The organism is Corynebacterium sp. HMSC08C04 (assembly GCF_001807495.1).
Lineage (GTDB): Bacteria > Actinomycetota > Actinomycetes > Mycobacteriales > Mycobacteriaceae > Corynebacterium > Corynebacterium simulans.
In genome coordinates, this window is record NZ_KV789231.1 from 22,715 (window position 1) to 41,706 (window position 18,992).

Here is an 18,992-nt window from a genome sequence, read left to right on the forward strand (position 1 = left end):
GCGCACCGGTAACACAGGAAAGAGGTAATTCGATGGCTCCGAAGAAGAAGGTTTCTGGCTTCATCAAGCTGCAGATCGAGGCTGGCGCTGCTAACCCGGCTCCGCCGGTTGGTCCGGCACTGGGTGCCCACGGCGTCAACATCATGGAGTTCTGCAAGGCTTACAACGCTGCGACTGAGTCCCAGCGCGGCAACGTTGTGCCTGTTGAGATCACCGTTTACGAGGATCGCTCCTTCGATTTCAAGCTGAAGACCCCGCCGGCAGCGAAGCTGCTGTTGAAGGCCGCTGGCATCAAGAAGGGCTCCGGCGTTCCTCACACCGACAAGGTCGGTTCCGTGACCTGGGATCAGTGCAAGGAGATTGCACAGACCAAGTTCGAGGATCTGAACGCTCGCGACATCGAGAACGGTGCTCGCATCATCGCCGGCACTGCTCGTTCCATGGGCATCACCGTCGACGGCATCCCAGCCAAGTAAACAACTTCATCAAAAAATGAGCGGCCATCTCGTGTGGGCGCTCGTGGTAGGGCCAGCTACGGCCCGCCAAGACCACACCAATCCAAGAAAAGGAATTGCTTAAATGAGCACCAACTCTAAGGCTTACAAGGCGGCTGCTGAGCTCGTCGACAAGTCCCGTCAGTACTCTCCGCTGGAGGCTGCAAAGCTCGCCAAGGAGACCTCCTCCAAGAACTTCGACGCTACTGTCGACGTCGTTTTCCGCCTGGGCGTTGACCCACGCAAGGCTGACCAGCTGGTTCGCGGCACCGTTTCCCTGCCTAACGGCACCGGTAAGGACGTTCGCGTAGCCGTCTTCGCAGAGGGCGAGAAGGCTGAGGCAGCTAAGGCTGCAGGCGCTGACATCGTCGGCACCGACGAGCTGATCTCCGCTATCAACGAGGGCAACATCGACTTCGACGTTGCAATCGCTACCCCGGACCAGATGGCTAAGGTCGGCCGCGTTGCACGTGTCCTCGGCCCACGTGGTCTGATGCCGAACCCGAAGACCGGCACCGTCACCGCTGACGTTGCGAAGGCTATCTCCGACGTCAAGGGCGGCAAGATCTCCTTCCGTGTTGACAAGGCTTCCAACCTGCACGCAATCCTGGGCAAGGCTTCCTTCGAGGCTGAGAAGCTGGCTGAGAACTACGGCGCTCTCTACGACGAGATCCTGCGTCTGAAGCCATCCTCCGCTAAGGGCCAGTACGTCAAGAAGGTAACCATCTCCACGACCTCCGGTCCTGGCATCCCGGTTGACGCTTCTGTTCAGAAGAACTACGCAGAGTAATTTCTGCTTCTGTTAGTGGTTCGCTTTAAGCGCCGCTGATGGTTCGCCCCGACCGCGTCGCGGTTGGGGCATTCTTTTGCCTTCTTGCCGTTTTCTAAATTTCAGGAAATTGGCAGGAACGCACAGGGGACTTGCAGGTTGAATTCATTGTCTCGCAAGTTCCATGCCCCATACTTATGTTGTGCGTTTGAGAGAGGCGCATGAGAGATAGAGAGAACACCCTGAGCTTTGCAGGGCGCAGCGGCTTGAGACCCCGCAGCGATATCCAAAGCGCATAGAGAGACATCGAGGGCCCCGGCCGTAAGGCTGGGGCCCTCGATGTTTTCCTGTTGCCTCGCCGGCCGTCTTGCATGACCGTGTTAGAACACGCGGCGGGCCTAGCAGATTTCCTGGTATGCGTCCAAGGCGGCTTGCCGCGACTGCTTAAGGTCCACGATGGGCGGTGGGCTAAGCGGTGGTGCCCACTGGCGCACGTAGGTGCCGTCGGGATCGAACTTGCTGGCTTGCAGCTGCGGGTTGAAGATGCGGAAGAACGGCGAGGCGTCATCGCCGCAGCCAGCGACCCATTGCCAATTGAAGGGATTGGAAGCAGGATCGGCGTCGACAAGCGTGTCCCAGAACCACTCTTCGCCGTGGCGCCAGTGGATGCCGAGGTTCTTCGTCAAAAAGGAGCCCACCACCATGCGCACGCGGTTATGCATGTAGCCGGTGTGCCAGAGCTCGCGCATTCCGGCGTCGACAAGCGGAATGCCGGTCTCGCCCGTGCGCCAGGCTTCTAGTTCCGGCAGGGGATGCGGGCGCGGGTCCTTTCCGGAGGTGTCGATTCCGCCGCCGTCCCAATACCAATCGAAGTCGCGGAACTTGTCTCGCACAGGCTCTGTTGCGAGGTCTGGCACGTGGTACAGGCGATGCCAGGCGAAGTCGCGCCAGAGCAGCTCGGAGCCGAAGCTGGAGGCATCACAGGGCAGCTCGCTGGCGGCCTGCCAGACTTCGCGGACCGAGATTTCGCCGAAGCGCAGGTGCGGTGAGAGCCGGGAGGTAGCCGGCCGGGCGAAGAAGTCACGGTCGCGGTCATAGTGGTCAAGCTCGAGGCCGGCCACCGTTTCCCGGGCGGCGAGTTCGCCGGGGTCCCAGTAGTCCGCGAGACGCTGTTGCCAAGGGAGCGGGGCTTCATCGGGGAAGGGCTCGGAAAGCTCGGCAAAGGCCTGCGCGCCTGGGCCACTAAGCGCAGGGGTGGGCACGGGATCGCCGAGAGGATGGTCATCAAGGTGCTGGCGTGCTGCGCGGGCGAAGGGAGTGTAGCCTTTATAAGGCCTGATGGCGGTGGGCTCAACGAGGAGGTGGCCGGCAAAGGAGTGAGTAGCGATGCCGGACGAGGTGAGGGACTCTTTTACTGCTGCGTCGACATCCCGCACGTGATAGCGGCGGTTCCAGAGCACCGCATCTGGGCCAATCTGGTGGGCAAGGCGGGGAATGGCCGTGCGGGCATCAGCGTCTAGGCGCAACAGTGGAATGTCATGCTCGGCGAGACGGGTGCGCAATTGTGCCAGGGAGCGCTCGCGCCACCACGCCGCCGCACTTCCGAGCGGGCGCGAGCCTGGATAGGCAGGCTCGTCGAGGACGCAGGCAACAACCTCGCCCCGGGAAGCAGCCCAGGTGAGTGCGGGGTTATCGCAAAGGCGCAGGTCATCGCGAAACCAAACAAGGGTGGTCATGGTATCCCAGCATACGGATGCACGGTGAGCGGGCAGAGAGATTGCCATGTAGCGTAGATGCGTGCGAAGGAATTAAGGCCGCGGCTTGCCTTTCATCCAGTACACGGACCAGATAACGTCTTCGCGCGGTACACCCCAGTCATGCACGGCTATCGAGCGCACTGCTTTGGCCAGGTCTCCTTCGCCTGACACCCACACCGAATCCGGCGCTGTATCCGCGGAGAATCGGGATCCAAGAAGCTGGCTAGCGCGCGTGCTGTGTTCCTCGTGCGGGGCGGTGATCATGGCGAGTGAGCGAACCTTGTCGCGCCACGTTTCCTCAAAGCCGTCTTCAACTTCAGCGTCGTCTGCGATCATGGCAACGACGTCGACTGCACCCAAGGTTTCCGGTGACAAGGCTTCGTAGTGCTCGAGGATGTGCCACAGCGCCGGAAGGGCAGAGGCATCTGCGAGCAATAGTTGTGACTTCTTAGGCGCTTGCCACCGCACTTGCCCGGTATATATTCCGGCGGTATCCCCGGGGTGGGCATTGAGGATCCAGCGTGAGCCCGGGCCATTATCGCCATGGGTCACAACGTCGACATCGATGGTGCACGCTTCTTGGTTGAGCTTGCGAATTGTGTACCAGCGCAATGCTGGGCGTATGCCGTCGGGCAATCCGTTGACGGCAGCACGAACATTGGCATCTTCGACTGGGAGAGGGGAGAACTTCTGCCCGTCTTGGGGCATGAGGAGCCCAAAATACTCGTCAGGCCCGGCTAGGGGGTAGTCACTAAAAGCCGGCGAGTGAAAAGTTAAACGGTGCAGCCGCGGCTTGAGGCGGGTGTTCCCGGTGAGGGTAACGGGCAATAAGCGGTGATTCGTCAAGGGAATTGTTCCTAGGTAAAAGAGAAATTTGAATCCATCATAAAGCAAAGGGTAGGCTAGCCTCAAATAGGTTAGGGGTGCGAATGCTTGCGTGCTCGTTCCCGTTGAAGGAAAGGTTTTCATGGTTGCTATCAGCCGGCGCGCAAAAGGCGTGCTCGCTATTGTCTCAGTGGCAGCGATTGCTCTGACAGGGTGCTCGCGCGGAAGTGGCGAGGACAGTACGGGTGCGGACAGCGCTGAGGAGGTGCGCGTTGCCAGCCTAGGGCTGGGTGATGCCGATACCGTGCTGGCACTCGGAATCACTCCGGTTGCCGTAGCACCATGGGGTGCGCAAGGCGACGGTGATGGCTCTGGCGTTGGCCCATGGGCGAAGGAGCTTCTGGGAGATGCCCAGCCCGAGGTGATCTATAACACCGCTTCCGGTTTCACGGCAGAGGTACTTGAGCAGGTCACTGCCTCGGATCCCACACAGATCATCGCCGTGAACCAAGCTGTGGACCAGGAAGCGAAGAAATCCCTCGAGGATATCGCCCCGCTGACCGTGAAGCCCGAAGGTTTCGAAGACTGGCAGATTCCCTGGGAGGAACAAGTCAAGACCATCGCCTCAGCCGTGGACAAGGAAGAGGAGGGGGAGAAGCTCATTGACCAGGCGGAGGACGCCTTCGAGCAGTTCAAGGACTCCCACCCGGAGCTGCAGGGCAAGCGAGCAGCCATCGTCATGCCCTATGAGGGGAAGCTGGGCCTCTACACAGCAGAGGACGGCCGCGGCCAGTTCATTGAGAACCTCGGCTTTGAGATTCCGCAGGAATTGCAGGGTGATGGTTCCAGCTTCTTCGTGGACTATGCCCCGGAAAACTACTCCCAGCTCAACAACGTGGACTACCTGTTCGTCTTGGACTACAACGGCGCGGTCGATGAACTCAAGAAGGATTCCACGTTCCAAGGCCTCGACGTGGTCAAGGATGGCCGCGTTCGCTACCTGGACACGGACACCGGCAATGCGATGAGCATTCCGAACCCGCTGACGATCCCGTGGGCCGTCGACAAGTTCGAAGAGAAGCTCTAAATGCTCGCACTACCGAGGAAGGCTGATGCTATCCACGGTGCTGCGGGTGCGCGCCACGGCGGTGAAGCAGCCGCATTGGATTCGCGGGGAAGAAGCCGCGCACTGCTCACCACGGCCCTAGTTGTGTCGACCCTCCTCCTTTTGCTGTGCTCGCCGGTAGTGGGGTCAAGGACTATCCCGTTTCCGGATCTGTTCGCTGCCCTCCTCCACGGGGGCGAGGCAGATATCGAGAATATCGTGTGGGATTTACGCATCCCCCGCACGTTCGTGGCCTACTTCGCGGGAGCTGCCATCGCGGTATCGGGTGTTATCGCTCAGTCCTGGACTAGAAACCCCTTGGCCGATCCGGGCTTCATTGGTATTACTGCGGGAGCCTCGTTCCTTGTTGCCCTCGGGACAACACTAGGGATCGCCACCTCAACCGGGATGCGGACAGCGCTCGCCCTCCTCGGCGCCGGCTTGGCCACGGCATTAGTGCTGGGTGTGTCCCGCAGGTTTCAGGATCCTTTGACGCTGGTCTTGGTCGGCGCAGGCGTTGCTGCTGCCTTGAGCTCTAGCGCCATGTTGATCGGCCTGTACTCCACGGATGTTCTCGACAGCATGCGCCGGTGGACCATCGGCTCCACGTTTGGGCGCGGCCCAGAGGATGTCGCCATTGCAGGTGTTGGGTTGCTAATCGGGCTTATCATCGCCGCACGAGTGGCGCGCCCGCTCGACCTTTTAGCCATGGGTGAGGAATCCTCGGTGGCACTAGGCGGCTCGCCCACGCTGACGCGGCGCGGTGCTGCCTTGAGTATCGTTGTGCTAGCAGGATGCGCTACCGCGGCGACGGGGCCCATTGCCTTCGTTGGTTTTGCCATCCCCCATCTGCTGCGCCGGTTCACGGGGCCAGAAGTTACCGCGATGGTTGCGCCAGCCGCCTTACTCGGTGGCTGCTCCGTACTCGTTGCGGATATTCTGGGCCGCCTCATCGTGGGTCCCTCCGAGCTGGAGATGTCCATCGTCTTGGCCTTTGTGGGCGCACCATTTCTCATCTGGGCCGTACACCGTGGGGAGCACGAGCTATGAGGGGGTTGCAGAAGGGGGACGTCGTCAAGCATCTGCGTTCCCAAGAGCGGCAGCGCCGGACATGGATATGGGCAGCGACCTGCTTCTTTGTTGTGGTCGCCGCAAGCTCCTATGTCCTCATGCTAGGGCAGGGCCCTGTGGCCTTGAGCCCGGGGCAGGTCCTGGAGATTCTCAACGGCGGGGGAAGCCGCAGCGAAATTCGCGTTGTGTGGGACCTGCGCATACCGGTAGCGCTAGCGACGCTCATCGTGGGTGCCGCGCTCGGACTGGCGGGGTCGTGGACGCAGTCGATGTCGCGCAATCCGCTGGCCTCTCCCGATATCCTTGGCGTGACTGGTGGTGCGTCCGTCATGGTGGTTCTCGGAACGGTGCTCTCCCGGCCTGTGCTTGCCGAAGGGCTCTCCATGTTCTGGTGGCGGGTCGGGCTCGCGTTGCTGGGTGCCGTGCTAGCAGCCATCCTGCTGGTAGCGCTTGGGGGAATCGGCACGAGCAACCGCATCGTTATCGTCGGAATCGCGCTCTCGCTGCTGTTTCAAGCGCTGGTGGCGTATCTCTTGCGCGCCGCCGAGCTCCTTCGCGCGGCGCAATCGCAGCTGTGGCTGGCGGGAACCACGGGCTTCGTGCGGATGGAGGTCATTGCTCCTCTTCTCGTGGGGTTGACTCCTTTCGTGGTGCTTGGTCTGTGGTGTGCCAGGGAGTTGCCACTTCTTGCGCATGATGATCTCTCGGCCCTTTCCCTCGGAGTTAACATCACGCGAACACGCGCGTTCCTGCTGGTCGCTGCTACGGGAATCTGCGCGGTGACTGTATCCGTGGCCGGCCCCATTGGTTTCATCGCGCTTCTCGCCCCGCATGTGGGGCGCATTGTTGCCCGGACGCCCACGCCTGTGCCGTTGGTTTCTTGCGCTGCTGGCGCCGCCTTGTTGAGTGCGTGCGCTGTGATTGCTGGAGCGTTGCCAATGGACGCTCCAGTGGGTGCAGTCTCCTCCATCATCGGAGGATGTGCCCTGGTCATCTTGGTGTGGAATGTCGCACGGCGGAGAGGATAAAAGCTAGTGAAAGACAGAGAAATTACGGCCACCGGTATCCATGCCGGCTATAAGGACGGGGACGACATCCTGTCCGGCGTTGACTTGGTGGCCCACCCGGGTGAAATCACCACGCTCATTGGGCCTAATGGCTGCGGCAAGTCCACGTTGCTGAAGACCTTGTCTAAAATTCTTCGCCCGCGGCAGGGGAGCGTGCATATCGGCGAGCTAGACGTACATGGCATGAGCCCGAAAGAAGCAGCTACCCACGTGGCGCTTCTTCCACAGCAGCCGACGGCGCCGGACGGGCTGCGGGTGGGCGAGCTTGTAGCGCGCGGGCGCTACCCGCACCTGGGCCGCGGTCGGGGACTGTCTGCGAAGGACCGCGACATCATCGCGCAGGCCTGCGTGGAGACGGGCATTACGGACTTCATCGACCGTGATATCGCGGCGCTCTCGGGTGGCCAACGCCAACGGGTGTGGCTGGCGCTTGCTCTGGCGCAGGACACGCCAGTGCTGCTTCTCGACGAACCCACAACCTTCCTCGACCCAGCCCACGCCATGAGCGTTTTGGAGCTCGTGCGCAAACAGGCCGACGCCGGGAAAACGGTGGTCGTTGTGCTGCACGATCTCATGCTGGCCGGCCAGTACTCCGACACCATGGTGGTCATGAACAACGGCGAGGTCATCGCGCAGGGAACTCCCCAGCAGGCGTTGACGAAAGAAGTGCTGGCAGCCGCCTATGGCATCGACGTCGAGATCTGGGATGACCCGCGAAGCGACGCCCCCGTCATCGTTCCGCGCGGGGTGCTCAGGGACTAAGAATTCTCGTTGGGTGAAACAGGGAGAAGGAAGCCCCGAGAGCCGCGATTTGGAGTTGGCTAGCGTGGCTTGTATAGTTCCTAGCGAAGTTTGAACGGCCTGAAAGGTCGAGTCAAAGTTCACCGAAGACCGTCGGTCATCCGGGAGTCCGGATCGAAGGTTCCTCATCCTAGGGGACGGCCCACGCAGGAGACACTTTGCGATTAATCGCGGCATTCTCTTATGCTGCGCGCCCTGTGCTCTTGCACGGGGCATTTTTTATTGAAGATGTCTCGACGGAAAATCACAGAGATGTTTTGAAAGGAGGCGAAGTAGAACATGGCAAACCCAAAGAACACCGCAGATCTCGCGGAGCTCAAGGAGAAGCTCGCTGGCTCTGAGTCCATCGTGCTGACCGAGTACCGTGGTCTGACCGTTGCACAGCTCCAGGAGCTGCGTAACAACCTGGGCTTTGACGTTGAGTACTCCGTCGCCAAGAACACCCTCTTCAAGATCGCCGCTAACGAGGCTGGCATCGAAGGTCTTGACGATAAGCTGACTGGCCCGACCGCAATTGCGTTCATCAAGGGCGAGGCAGTGGATGCCGCTAAGGTCATCAAGAAGTTCGCTGATGACAACAAGGCATTCGTCGTCAAGGGCGGCTACATGGATGGCAACGCTCTGTCCGCAGAGCAGGTTGCTGCCATCGCCGAGCTGGACAACCGCGAGACCACTCTCGCAAAGCTTGCCGGCGCTATGAAGGGTTCTATGGCAAAGGCTGCGGCTGCATTCAACGCTCCTGCTACCAAGATGGTCCGCACCGCTGCGGCCCTGCAGGACAAGAAGTCTGCCGAGGCTTAAAGTCGCCAATCAAGGCGCATAAAAATCAACACAAACACAATCTGGGTTGCATGCCAGCCCAAAAGAAAGGATGGCCATCATGGCTAAGCTCACCAAGGACGAGCTCATTGAAGCTTTCAAGGAAATGACCCTCATCGAGCTCTCCGAGTTCGTTAAGGAATTCGAAGAGGTCTTCGACGTTGAGGCTGCTGCTCCGGTTGCAGTTGCAGCTGCAGGCGCACCGGCTGCTGGTGGCGCTGCTGAGGAAGAGAAGGACGAGTTCGACGTCGTTCTGACCGACGCTGGCGCAAAGAAGATCGGCGTCATCAAGGCTGTCCGCGAGATCGTCTCCGGCCTGGGCCTGAAGGAAGCTAAGGAGCTCGTTGAGGGCGCACCGAAGGCTATCCTCGAGGGTGCTTCCAAGGACGATGCTGAGGCTGCTAAGGCTAAGCTGGAAGAGGCTGGCGCTTCTGTCGAGCTCAAGTAATTTTACTTGGCTTACAACCCCGTTTCCCGCTGGGAGACGGGGTTGTTCCCGTTTTGGAGGTGTTTGTCCTTCCCCGCCCCGCGTGCAGATTCCAGTCTCCGCGCCCGCGACCTGTAGAATAATCCACCATGCTGCCCAAGTCCCGAATCTTTTCTGTCCTGCTTCTAGGCCTCGGCGTTGCGCTAATGGCTGCAGGTATCGCGGCGCCGAAGTTCTTGAGCTTCGAACCGCGCATGCCTTTGGATTTGCAGCACACCACCTGGACCCTGCACGACGATTCCGCCAAGTCTCAGGTAGTGACAGGGGAGGGCACGAGTCCTTACGAGGGGCCAATGACTTATCAGCTCAACATGGACATTCAAGATCCTTCAGATGAAGAGCAGGCCACGCTCCGCATCGGTGAGTCGGCCATGCGCGGCGATAGCGGCAAGGTGGAGGATCTTTCCATGGCGCGCGTGTGGAGCTACCCCATGGACCGCCTGAGCGGTGACGCGCTTGGCGACGCCTCCCTTACCCACACCCTGGGCAGCCCTACCGCGCAGGTCACCGTCGATGGTGTGTGGCTAAAGTTCCCGGCAGCAACCGAGCAGACTACGTACCCAGTCTTTGACCCCTATCTGCGCAAGGCTGCCGATGCCGTCTTCGAGGAGGAGATGGAAATCCAGGGGCGCACCGTCTATCGCTTCCATCAAGAAGTTGAGCCGACTAATCTTGCGACCTTGTACCCAGGGCAGACCACTACCACCTTGCACAATGAAGATGATTCGACCGAGCAGGGTTACCTATTCCACAAGGCGACACGCGACTTCTACGTCGATCAGGTAACCGGCATGGTGGTAGGAATGGACGTGGCCATCGATGACTATTGGGGAGACCGCAGTGGTGCCGGCCGCGAAACCCAATTCATGTTCGAGGGCAAGACCTCTGACGAGGATCGTGCCGCCTTCCTCGCACAAGCCGCGGAATTCCCAAAGCCCGCCTTTGCCACCATGGTTCGCTGGGCCGTCTTGGGCCTAGGCGCGGTGCTGACTCTCATCGGTTTGGCTGGGGCATTGGGTGCCTTCCAGAAGCGCCGCCGCAAGTAACATGCTGATTTCGCCTTTACACGGTGGGAACTTTCCTATAAGCTATATCGTTGCGCTGGAATCTGGATCTTCGGTGCACATTTAGCCTTTCAAGTAGGTGATGGCAAAACCGACTTGACAAGGTGATTTTGTGCTTTCTGAACCCAGACAATCTACAGCAGACCGAATGCTAAATTTACCAGCGGTTTTGCACCTCGTCGGCCAGGGCGGGGAGGCAATCCGCGTGAGGTGCTGGAAGGACCCATCTTGGCAGTCTCCCGCCAGACCAAGTCAGTGGCCAATATCCCTGGAGCCCCGAAGCGATACTCGTTCGCGAAAATCAACGAGCCTATCGCCGTCCCGGGCCTCCTCGATCTACAACTCGATTCCTTCGCATGGCTGATCGGCTCGCCAGAGTGGCGCGAGCGCGAGCAGGCTGAGCGCGGTCCCGAGGCTCGCGTCACCAGCGGCCTCGAGGACATCCTTGAGGAACTGTCTCCGATTCAGGACTACTCGGGCAACATGTCCCTGTCCCTGTCGGAGCCTCGCTTCGAGCCGGTGAAAAACACCGTCGACGAGTGCAAGGAAAAGGACATCAACTACTCCGCGCCGCTGTACGTGACCGCAGAGTTCATCAACAACGACACCCAGGAGATCAAGTCTCAGACCGTCTTCATCGGTGACTTCCCGATGATGACTGACAAGGGTACGTTCATCGTTAACGGTACCGAGCGTGTCGTCGTTTCCCAGCTCGTTCGCTCCCCGGGCGTCTACTTCGATCAGACCATCGATAAGTCCACCGAGCGTCCGCTGCACTCCGTGAAGGTGATTCCTTCCCGTGGTGCATGGCTGGAATTCGACGTCGACAAGCGCGATACCGTCGGCGTCCGCATCGACCGTAAGCGCCGCCAGCCGGTAACCGTGCTGCTCAAGGCCCTTGGTTGGTCCGAGGAGCAGATCCGCGAGCGCTTCGGCTTCTCCGAGCTGATGATGTCCACCCTCGAGTCCGATGGTGTGGCAAACACTGACGAGGCTTTGTTGGAGATCTACCGCAAGCAGCGTCCGGGCGAGCAGCCAACCCGCGAGCTCGCGCAGTCCCTGCTGGATAACTCCTTCTTCCGTGCAAAGCGCTACGACCTCGCAAAGGTGGGCCGTTACAAGGTCAACCGCAAGCTGGGTCTGGGCGGTGACCACGACGGTCTGATGACCCTGACCGAGGAAGACATCGCTGTCACCCTCGAGTACCTGGTACGCCTGCACGTAGGCGAGCGTGAGATGACCGCTCCGAACGGCGAGACCATCGCCATCCACACTGACGACATCGACCACTTTGGTAACCGTCGTCTGCGTACCGTCGGCGAGCTCATCCAGAACCAGGTCCGCGTTGGCCTGTCCCGTATGGAGCGCGTCGTCCGCGAGCGCATGACTACTCAGGATGCGGAGTCCATCACTCCGACCTCCCTTATCAACGTGCGTCCGGTTTCTGCTGCTATCCGCGAGTTCTTCGGTACCTCGCAGCTATCACAGTTCATGGACCACAACAACTCCCTGTCTGGTCTGACCCACAAGCGCCGTCTGTCTGCGCTGGGCCCAGGCGGTCTGTCCCGCGAGCGCGCTGGCATTGAGGTCCGAGACGTGCACGCTTCTCACTACGGCCGTATGTGCCCGATTGAGACTCCGGAGGGCCCGAACATTGGTCTGATTGGCTCCCTGGCCTCCTACGCTCGCGTCAATGCTTTCGGCTTCATCGAGACCCCGTACCGCAAGGTTGTTGACGGCAAGGTCACCGACGAGGTCGAGTACCTCACCGCTGATGAGGAAGATAAGTACGCAATTGCGCAGGCGGAAATCGAGAAGGAAGCTGACGGCACCATCGTCGGCACCCGTATCGAGGTCCGCCTGAAGGACGGCGATATCGGAGTTACCGACGCTTCCGGCGTCGACTACGTTGACGTTTCCCCACGCCAGATGGTTTCCGTGGCAACCGCCATGATTCCGTTCTTGGAGCACGACGATGCTAACCGTGCGCTGATGGGCGCTAACATGCAGCGCCAGGCAGTGCCGCTGGTGCGCTCCGAGGCACCTTTCGTTGGTACCGGTATGGAGCAGCGCGCTGCATACGACGCCGGCGACCTCATCATCACCCCGAAGGCTGGCGTTGTAGAAAACGTCACCGCTGATCTCATCACCATCATGGATGACGAGGGCCAGCGTGACACCTACATGTTGCGTAAGTTTGAGCGCACCAACCAGGGCACCAACTACAACCAAACCCCGCTCGTCGAGCTGGGCCAGCGCGTAGAGGCCGGCCAGGTTCTGGCTGACGGCCCGGGTACCCACAACGGCGAGATGTCCCTGGGCCGCAACCTGTTGGTTGCCTTCATGCCTTGGGAAGGCCACAACTACGAGGATGCAATCATCCTGAACCAGCGCATCGTCGAGGACGATGTTCTGACCTCCATCCACATCGAGGAGCACGAGATCGATGCTCGCGATACCAAGCTGGGTGCCGAGGAAATCACCCGCGAGATCCCGAACGTCTCTGACGATGTTCTGCGCGACCTGGATGAGCGAGGCATCGTTCGCATTGGTGCGGACGTTCGCGCAGGCGACATTCTCGTCGGTAAGGTCACCCCGAAGGGTGAGACCGAGCTGACCCCGGAGGAGCGCTTGCTGCGCGCCATCTTCGGTGAGAAGGCACGTGAGGTTCGCGATACCTCCATGAAGGTTCCTCACGGTGAGAACGGCAAGGTCATTGGCGTTGCTCGCTTCTCTCGCGAAGACGACGACGATCTGGCACCGGGCGTCAACGAGATGATCCGCGTTTACGTCGCTCAGAAGCGCAAGATCCAGGATGGCGATAAGCTCGCTGGCCGTCACGGCAACAAGGGTGTCGTGGGCAAGATCCTGCCGCCGGAGGACATGCCATTCATGGCTGACGGCACGCCTGTCGACGTCATCTTGAACACCCACGGTGTTCCGCGTCGTATGAACATCGGCCAGGTCCTCGAGGTCCACCTTGGCTGGCTGGCCCACGCCGGCTGGAAGGTCGACGTTGATGACCCAGCTAACGCTGAGCTGCTCAAGACCCTGCCGGAAGAGCTTTACGACGTCCCGGCTGGTTCCCTGACCGCAACCCCGGTATTCGACGGTGCTTCCAACGAGGAGATCGGCCGCCTGCTGGCTTCCTCCCGCCCGAACCGCGACGGTGACGTCATGGTTGACGAGCACGGCAAGGCACAGCTTTTCGACGGCCGTTCTGGCGAGCCGTACAAGTACCCGGTTTCCGTCGGCTACATGTACATGCTCAAGCTGCACCACCTGGTCGACGAAAAGATTCACGCTCGTTCCACCGGCCCTTACTCCATGATTACCCAGCAGCCGCTGGGTGGTAAGGCGCAGTTCGGTGGCCAGCGCTTCGGCGAGATGGAGGTGTGGGCAATGCAGGCTTATGGCGCTGCCTACACCCTGCAGGAGCTGCTGACCATCAAGTCTGACGACGTCGTCGGCCGTGTGAAGGTCTACGAGGCAATCGTGAAGGGTGACAACATCCCGGATCCAGGTATCCCGGAGTCCTTCAAGGTCCTCCTCAAGGAGCTGCAGTCGCTGTGTCTGAACGTGGAGGTTCTCTCCACCGACGGCACGCCGATGGAGCTGTCTGGCTCTGACGATGACGACATGGATAGCCCGTCGCTGGGTATTAACCTTTCGCGCGACGAGCGCGCTGACGCCGACATCGCATAGCACGCTTGAGCTCAAGCGTGAAAGCTTACGGTCCTAGCTGGTAGCTCCCGAACTACCAGCAGGGCACACTATTTGAGAATTTTTTAAAGCCATCAACGTTCCCCACACTCGCGTGGGGATGAAAGGGAGACATTACGTGTTTGACGTAAATCTCTTCGACGAGCTCCGCATCGGTCTGGCCACTGCCGATGACATTCGCCGTTGGTCCAAGGGCGAGGTTAAAAAGCCTGAGACCATCAACTACCGCACCCTGAAGCCGGAAAAGGACGGCCTGTTCTGCGAGCGCATCTTCGGCCCAACCCGTGACTGGGAGTGCGCTTGCGGTAAGTACAAGCGTGTTCGCTACAAGGGCATCATCTGTGAGCGCTGCGGCGTCGAGGTCACCAAGTCCAAGGTTCGCCGTGAGCGCATGGGCCACATCGAGCTGGCTGCTCCGGTAACCCACATCTGGTACTTCAAGGGCGTTCCTTCCCGCCTGGGTTACCTTCTGGACCTTGCTCCGAAGGACCTGGAGCGCATCATCTACTTCGCAGCCAACATCATCACCTCTGTTGATGAAGAGGCTCGCCACAACGACCAGTCCACCCTTGAAGCAGAGATGCTTCTGGAGAAGAAGGACGTCGAGGAAGACACCGAGTCTGAGATCGCAGAGCGCGCTGCCAAACTCGAGCAGGATCTGGCTGAGCTGGAGGCTGCTGGCGCAAAGGCTGACGCACGCCGCAAGGTCCAGAACGCTGCTGACAAGGAGATGCAGCACATCCGTGAGCGCGGCGAGCGCGAGGTCGCACGACTGGATGAAATCTGGAACACCTTCCTGAAGCTGGCTCCGAAGCAGATGATCATCGACGAGACCATCTACGAAGAGCTCGTTGATCGCTACGAGGATTACTTCACCGGCGGCATGGGTGCTGAGGCTATCCAGACCCTTATCCGTAACTTCGATCTCGAGGCTGAGGCCGAAGAGCTGCGCGAAGTCATCAACAATGGCAAGGGCCAGAAGAAGATGCGCGCGCTGAAGCGTCTGAAGGTCGTAGCAGCCTTCCTGCGCTCCGGTAACGACCCGGCAGGCATGGTCCTGGACGCGATCCCGGTTATCCCGCCGGAGCTGCGCCCGATGGTTCAGCTCGACGGTGGCCGTTTTGCCACCTCCGACCTGAACGACCTGTACCGCCGCGTTATCAACCGCAACAACCGCCTGAAGCGCATGATCGATCTCGGCGCTCCTGAGATCATCGTTAACAACGAGAAGCGCATGCTGCAGGAGTCTGTTGACGCGCTCTTCGACAACGGCCGTCGCGGCCGCCCGGTCACCGGACCTGGCAACCGTCCGCTGAAGTCTCTGTCTGACTTGCTCAAGGGCAAGCAGGGCCGTTTCCGTCAGAACCTGCTGGGTAAGCGTGTTGACTACTCCGGCCGTTCCGTTATTATCGTCGGCCCGCAGCTGAAGCTCCACGAGTGTGGTTTGCCGAAGCTGATGGCTCTCGAGCTGTTCAAGCCTTTCGTCATGAAGCGCTTGGTCGAAAACGACTACGCACAGAACATCAAGTCTGCAAAGCGCATGGTTGAGCGCCAGCGCCCTGAGGTTTGGGACGTTCTGGAAGAGGCTATTTCCGAGCACCCGGTTATGCTCAACCGTGCACCTACGCTGCACCGTCTGGGTATCCAGGCCTTCGAGCCGAAGCTGGTCGAGGGTAAGGCAATTCAGCTGCACCCGCTGGCTTGCGAGGCGTTCAACGCTGACTTCGACGGTGACCAGATGGCAGTTCACCTGCCGCTGTCCGCAGAGGCACAGGCTGAGGCTCGTGTCCTCATGCTCGCTTCCAACAACATTCTTTCCCCGGCATCCGGTAAGCCGCTGGCTATGCCGCGTCTGGATATGGTCACCGGTCTTTACTACCTGACCATGGACAAGGCAGAGGGCGAGATCGGCGGCGAGGGCCGCTACACCGAGGCGACCGAAAACGGCCCCGCAACCGGTGTTTACTCCTCCTACGCCGAGGCCATCATGGCTCGCGACCGCGGCGTTCTGGGCCTGCAGGCACCAATCAAGGTCCGCATCTCCCACCTGCGTCCGCCGGCTGAGATCGAGGCTGAGCAGTTCCCTGATGGTTGGCAGAAGGGCCAGGCTTGGATGGCGCAGACCACCCTTGGCCGCATCATGTTCAACGACTTGCTGCCGTGGAACTACCCGTACCTCGAGGGCGTCATGGTCCGTAAGGGCGGCGCCAAGAACTCCGTACTGCTCGGTGACGTCATTAACGACCTCGCTGCTAAGTACCCGATGATCACCGTTGCCCAGGTTCTGGACAAGATGAAGGATGCCGGTTTCTACTGGGCAACCCGCTCTGGCGTGACCATCACCATGGACGACGTTCTGGTCCTTCCGAACAAGACCGAGGTTCTCGAGTCTTACGAGAAGGAAGCACAGCGCATCGAGCGCAAGTACTGGGAGCAGGGTGCGCTGACCGAGCGTGAGCGTTACGACCGCCTGGTTGAGCTCTGGAAGGACGCTACCGACACCGTTGGTAAGGCAGTCGAGGATCTCTACCCGGATGACAACCCGATTCCGATGATCGTTAAGTCTGGTGCAGCGGGTAACATGCGTCAGATCTGGACCCTGGCCGGCATGAAGGGCATGGTCGTGAACTCCAAGGGTGACTACATCACCCGTCCGATTAAGACCTCCTTCCGTGAGGGTCTGTCGGTCTTGGAGTACTTCAACAACTCGCACGGTTCCCGTAAGGGCCTAGCCGATACCGCACTGCGTACCGCGGACTCCGGCTACCTCACCCGTCGTCTCGTTGACGTGGCACAGGACGTCATCGTCCGTGAAGAGGACTGTGGCACCCGCCAGGGCGTCCGCGTTCCGCTGGGCGAGTGGGCCGGCGACAAGCTGGTTCAACACGAGCTGTGGGAGACTTCCGCATCCGGCCGCGTTGTCGCGTCCGATGTGAAGGCTGAAGATGGCACCGTCGTTGCAGAGGCAGGCTCTGACCTGACCGAGGAACTGACCGAGAAGATCCTGGCTGCCGGCATCGCCGAGGTCAAGGTTCGCTCCGTCCTTACCTGCCAGACCCCAGCCGGCGTTTGTGCGAAGTGCTACGGCAAGTCCATGGCCTCCGGCCAGCTTGTCGACATCGGCGAGGCAGTCGGCATCGTGGCTGCACAGTCCATTGGTGAGCCGGGTACCCAGCTGACCATGCGTACGTTCCACCAGGGTGGTGTCGGTGGCGACATTACCGGCGGTCTGCCACGTGTGCAGGAGCTGTTCGAAGCACGTAATCCGAAGAACCGTGCGCCGATCGCATCCGTTGACGGCACCGTGTCCCTGTCCGATGAGGGCAACTTCTGGACCCTGACCATCACTCCGGATGACGGTTCCGACAACGTCGTCTACGAGAAGCTGTCGAAGCGCCAGGGCCTGGCACAGGTCCGCCGCCCGATGGAGTCCAACCCGGACGCAATGATCGAGCGTTCCCTGCGCGACGGTGACCACGTCACCACCGGCGAGCGCCTGATGCGTGGTGCGGCTGATCCGCACGACGTCCTCGAGGTCCTCGGTCGCCGCGGCGTCGAGAAGCACCTCATCGACGAGGTGCAGGCCGTTTACCGTACCCAGGGTGTTGCCATCCACGACAAGCACATCGAGATCATCATCCGCCAGATGCTGCGTCGCGGTACCGTCATTGACTCCGGCTCCACCGACTACCTGCCGGGCGTTCTGGTTGACCTCTCTGAGGCCAAGCAGGTCAACGCCGCACAGGTTGCCGAGGGCGGCGAGCCAGCTCAGCTGCGCTCCGAGATCATGGGTATCACCAAGGCATCGCTGGCTACCGAGTCCTGGCTGTCCGCGGCCTCCTTCCAGGAGACCACGCGCGTGCTTACCGACGCCGCTATTAACAAGCGCTCCGATCAGCTCATTGGCCTGAAGGAGAACGTCATCATCGGTAAGCTCATCCCTGCTGGTACCGGTATCTCGCGTTACCGCAACATCTCCGTTAAGCCGACCGAGGCCGCACGCAACGCTGCGTACTCGATCCCGACTTACGGCGATTCCATCTACGGCGACGATGGATTCGGTGAGTTCACCGGCGCATCCGTCCCGCTGGATGAGGACTTCACGTTCTAAGTCCACCCCCGCGCGATGTCCCAGCTTTCTGGGTATAACGCTGCGGCTTTGAGAGGCTCCATGCTTTTAGGCATGGGGCCTTTTACTTTTGCTAGCATTAGTGGGTCCAAATTGACGAAGTCATCTAATTACACAGCGAACACGGGTGCTTTCTCCCTCCTTAGACCGAAACTCAGGAACAACAAACGCAGCATTTTGCGCGGGAGAAGGCTGAGACCCCCACATATGGGGAACCGTTGCACCTGATCCGGGTAATACCGGCGCGAGGGAGGAAAATGTCTACTACACCTGCATCTTCGGCACGCACTGCGCACAAGGCTGGAAAGCCCAACCGCCGCTGGCGCGTCGTCGACATCGTCGTGGCCGCGGTCTTGTCAGTGGCGTGTGGCCTGATTTTCTTGTTCTGGAACACCGCGGGCTATGCCGGCTACGAGGCTCTCGATGCCTTTACCCCTGGACTGGGCGGTTTGGCCTCTGGCATCTGGTTGCTGGGAGGCGTGCTCGGTGGGCTTATCATCCGCAAGCCAGGTGCGGCGCTCTTTGTGGAGCTGCTCGCTGCCTGCGTCTCCGCCGCTCTTGGCTCCCAGTGGGGCGCGGCAACCTTGCTCTCTGGCATCGCCCAGGGCATCGGCGTGGAGATTGTCTTCGCCATCTTTGCCTACCGTTCTTTTAACCTGCTTGTTGCCACCATCGCTGGCCTAGCCGCCGGCGTCGGTGCATGGACTTTGGAGCTCTTCACTGCCGGCCACCTAGCCCGTTCCGTTGAATACAACATCATCTACTTGGTGTGCACCTGCCTTTCCGGCGCAATCCTCGCCGGTGTGCTGGGCTACTTCACGGTCAAGGCGCTCGCGGCCACTGGCGCGCTCGACCGCTTTGCTGCAGGCCGCGAGTCTTAA

Annotated in this window: 14 protein-coding genes and 1 riboswitch; of the genes, 12 read left to right on the plus strand and 2 right to left on the minus strand. The window is 60.4% G+C overall.

The annotated features are described in order from the left end of the window. The first annotated feature begins 32 nt into the window (after positions 1–32). Together rplK and rplA are read left to right on the plus strand one after the other, a co-directional pair. Complete coding sequence (gene rplK, locus HMPREF3169_RS12135; RefSeq protein WP_061920442.1) at positions 33–476, plus strand: 50S ribosomal protein L11; 444 nt, start codon at positions 33–35, stop codon at positions 474–476. Positions 477–579: 103 nt separating this feature from the next. Further along, positions 580–1,284, plus strand: coding sequence for a 50S ribosomal protein L1 (rplA, locus tag HMPREF3169_RS12140; RefSeq protein ID WP_070456854.1), 705 nt, complete (start codon positions 580–582; stop codon positions 1,282–1,284). Between the two features lie 377 nt (positions 1,285–1,661). On the opposite strand, the gene HMPREF3169_RS12145 is transcribed toward rplA, so the two are convergent. Together HMPREF3169_RS12145 and HMPREF3169_RS12150 are read right to left on the minus strand one after the other, a co-directional pair. Further along, a complete protein-coding gene (locus HMPREF3169_RS12145; RefSeq protein WP_070456857.1) occupies positions 1,662–2,999 on the minus strand; it encodes a cryptochrome/photolyase family protein in 1,338 nt (445 codons plus the stop codon). 72 nt (positions 3,000–3,071) lie between these two features. Continuing rightward, positions 3,072–3,914 (minus strand): siderophore-interacting protein, encoded by an 843-nt coding sequence (locus tag HMPREF3169_RS12150; protein ID WP_371441023.1) that lies wholly within the window; start codon positions 3,912–3,914, stop codon positions 3,072–3,074. Positions 3,915–3,987: 73 nt separating this feature from the next. Here HMPREF3169_RS12150 and HMPREF3169_RS12155 point away from each other — a divergent pair, with 73 nt between their 5' ends. From HMPREF3169_RS12155 to HMPREF3169_RS12200, 10 genes are all read left to right on the plus strand, one after another. After that, on the plus strand, positions 3,988–4,932 hold the full coding sequence (locus HMPREF3169_RS12155) for an ABC transporter substrate-binding protein (RefSeq protein ID WP_062042331.1): 945 nt from the start codon (positions 3,988–3,990) through the stop codon (positions 4,930–4,932). Continuing rightward, complete coding sequence (locus tag HMPREF3169_RS12160; protein WP_083286131.1) at positions 4,933–6,000, plus strand: FecCD family ABC transporter permease; 1,068 nt, start codon at positions 4,933–4,935, stop codon at positions 5,998–6,000. Next, positions 5,997–7,049, plus strand: a complete 1,053-nt coding sequence (locus tag HMPREF3169_RS12165) for a FecCD family ABC transporter permease (protein ID WP_070456860.1) — start codon at positions 5,997–5,999, stop codon at positions 7,047–7,049. The genes HMPREF3169_RS12160 and HMPREF3169_RS12165 overlap by 4 nt, the downstream gene beginning before the upstream one ends. Positions 7,050–7,055: 6 nt before the next feature. Then, on the plus strand, positions 7,056–7,850 hold the full coding sequence (locus HMPREF3169_RS12170) for an ABC transporter ATP-binding protein (protein ID WP_061920452.1): 795 nt from the start codon (positions 7,056–7,058) through the stop codon (positions 7,848–7,850). Between the two features lie 318 nt (positions 7,851–8,168). Continuing rightward, a complete protein-coding gene (rplJ, locus tag HMPREF3169_RS12175) occupies positions 8,169–8,690 on the plus strand; it encodes a 50S ribosomal protein L10 (protein WP_061920454.1) in 522 nt (173 codons plus the stop codon). 79 nt (positions 8,691–8,769) lie between these two features. After that, positions 8,770–9,156 carry a 50S ribosomal protein L7/L12 gene (gene rplL / locus HMPREF3169_RS12180; protein ID WP_061920813.1) on the plus strand — a complete coding sequence of 129 codons (387 nt, stop codon included), beginning with the start codon at positions 8,770–8,772 and terminating at the stop codon, positions 9,154–9,156. Positions 9,157–9,284: 128 nt separating this feature from the next. Further along, positions 9,285–10,241 carry a cell envelope lipid trafficking protein PgfA gene (locus HMPREF3169_RS12185; RefSeq protein ID WP_070456863.1) on the plus strand — a complete coding sequence of 319 codons (957 nt, stop codon included), beginning with the start codon at positions 9,285–9,287 and terminating at the stop codon, positions 10,239–10,241. A 228-nt stretch (positions 10,242–10,469) separates the two neighbouring features. Continuing rightward, complete coding sequence (locus tag HMPREF3169_RS12190) at positions 10,470–13,964, plus strand: DNA-directed RNA polymerase subunit beta (RefSeq protein WP_070456866.1); 3,495 nt, start codon at positions 10,470–10,472, stop codon at positions 13,962–13,964. 136 nt (positions 13,965–14,100) lie between these two features. Then, positions 14,101–18,093 (plus strand): DNA-directed RNA polymerase subunit beta', encoded by a 3,993-nt coding sequence (locus HMPREF3169_RS12195; protein WP_070432540.1) that lies wholly within the window; start codon positions 14,101–14,103, stop codon positions 18,091–18,093. Positions 18,094–18,282: 189 nt separating this feature from the next. After that, positions 18,283–18,380, plus strand: a riboswitch (TPP riboswitch). Then, positions 18,369–18,992, plus strand: coding sequence for an ECF transporter S component (locus tag HMPREF3169_RS12200; protein WP_070456869.1), 624 nt, complete (start codon positions 18,369–18,371; stop codon positions 18,990–18,992). It overlaps the preceding riboswitch by 12 nt.

Coding starts and splice junctions, on each gene's coding strand:
- rplK (WP_061920442.1), top strand. CDS start 33: ATGGCTCCGAAGAAGAAGGTTTCTGGCTTCATCAAGCTGCAGATCGAG.
- rplA (WP_070456854.1), top strand. CDS start 580: ATGAGCACCAACTCTAAGGCTTACAAGGCGGCTGCTGAGCTCGTCGAC.
- HMPREF3169_RS12145 (WP_070456857.1), bottom strand. CDS start 2,999: ATGACCACCCTTGTTTGGTTTCGCGATGACCTGCGCCTTTGCGATAAC.
- HMPREF3169_RS12155 (WP_062042331.1), top strand. CDS start 3,988: ATGGTTGCTATCAGCCGGCGCGCAAAAGGCGTGCTCGCTATTGTCTCA.
- HMPREF3169_RS12160 (WP_083286131.1), top strand. CDS start 4,933: ATGCTCGCACTACCGAGGAAGGCTGATGCTATCCACGGTGCTGCGGGT.
- HMPREF3169_RS12165 (WP_070456860.1), top strand. CDS start 5,997: ATGAGGGGGTTGCAGAAGGGGGACGTCGTCAAGCATCTGCGTTCCCAA.
- rplJ (WP_061920454.1), top strand. CDS start 8,169: ATGGCAAACCCAAAGAACACCGCAGATCTCGCGGAGCTCAAGGAGAAG.
- rplL (WP_061920813.1), top strand. CDS start 8,770: ATGGCTAAGCTCACCAAGGACGAGCTCATTGAAGCTTTCAAGGAAATG.
- HMPREF3169_RS12185 (WP_070456863.1), top strand. CDS start 9,285: ATGCTGCCCAAGTCCCGAATCTTTTCTGTCCTGCTTCTAGGCCTCGGC.
- HMPREF3169_RS12200 (WP_070456869.1), top strand. CDS start 18,369: ATGTCTACTACACCTGCATCTTCGGCACGCACTGCGCACAAGGCTGGA.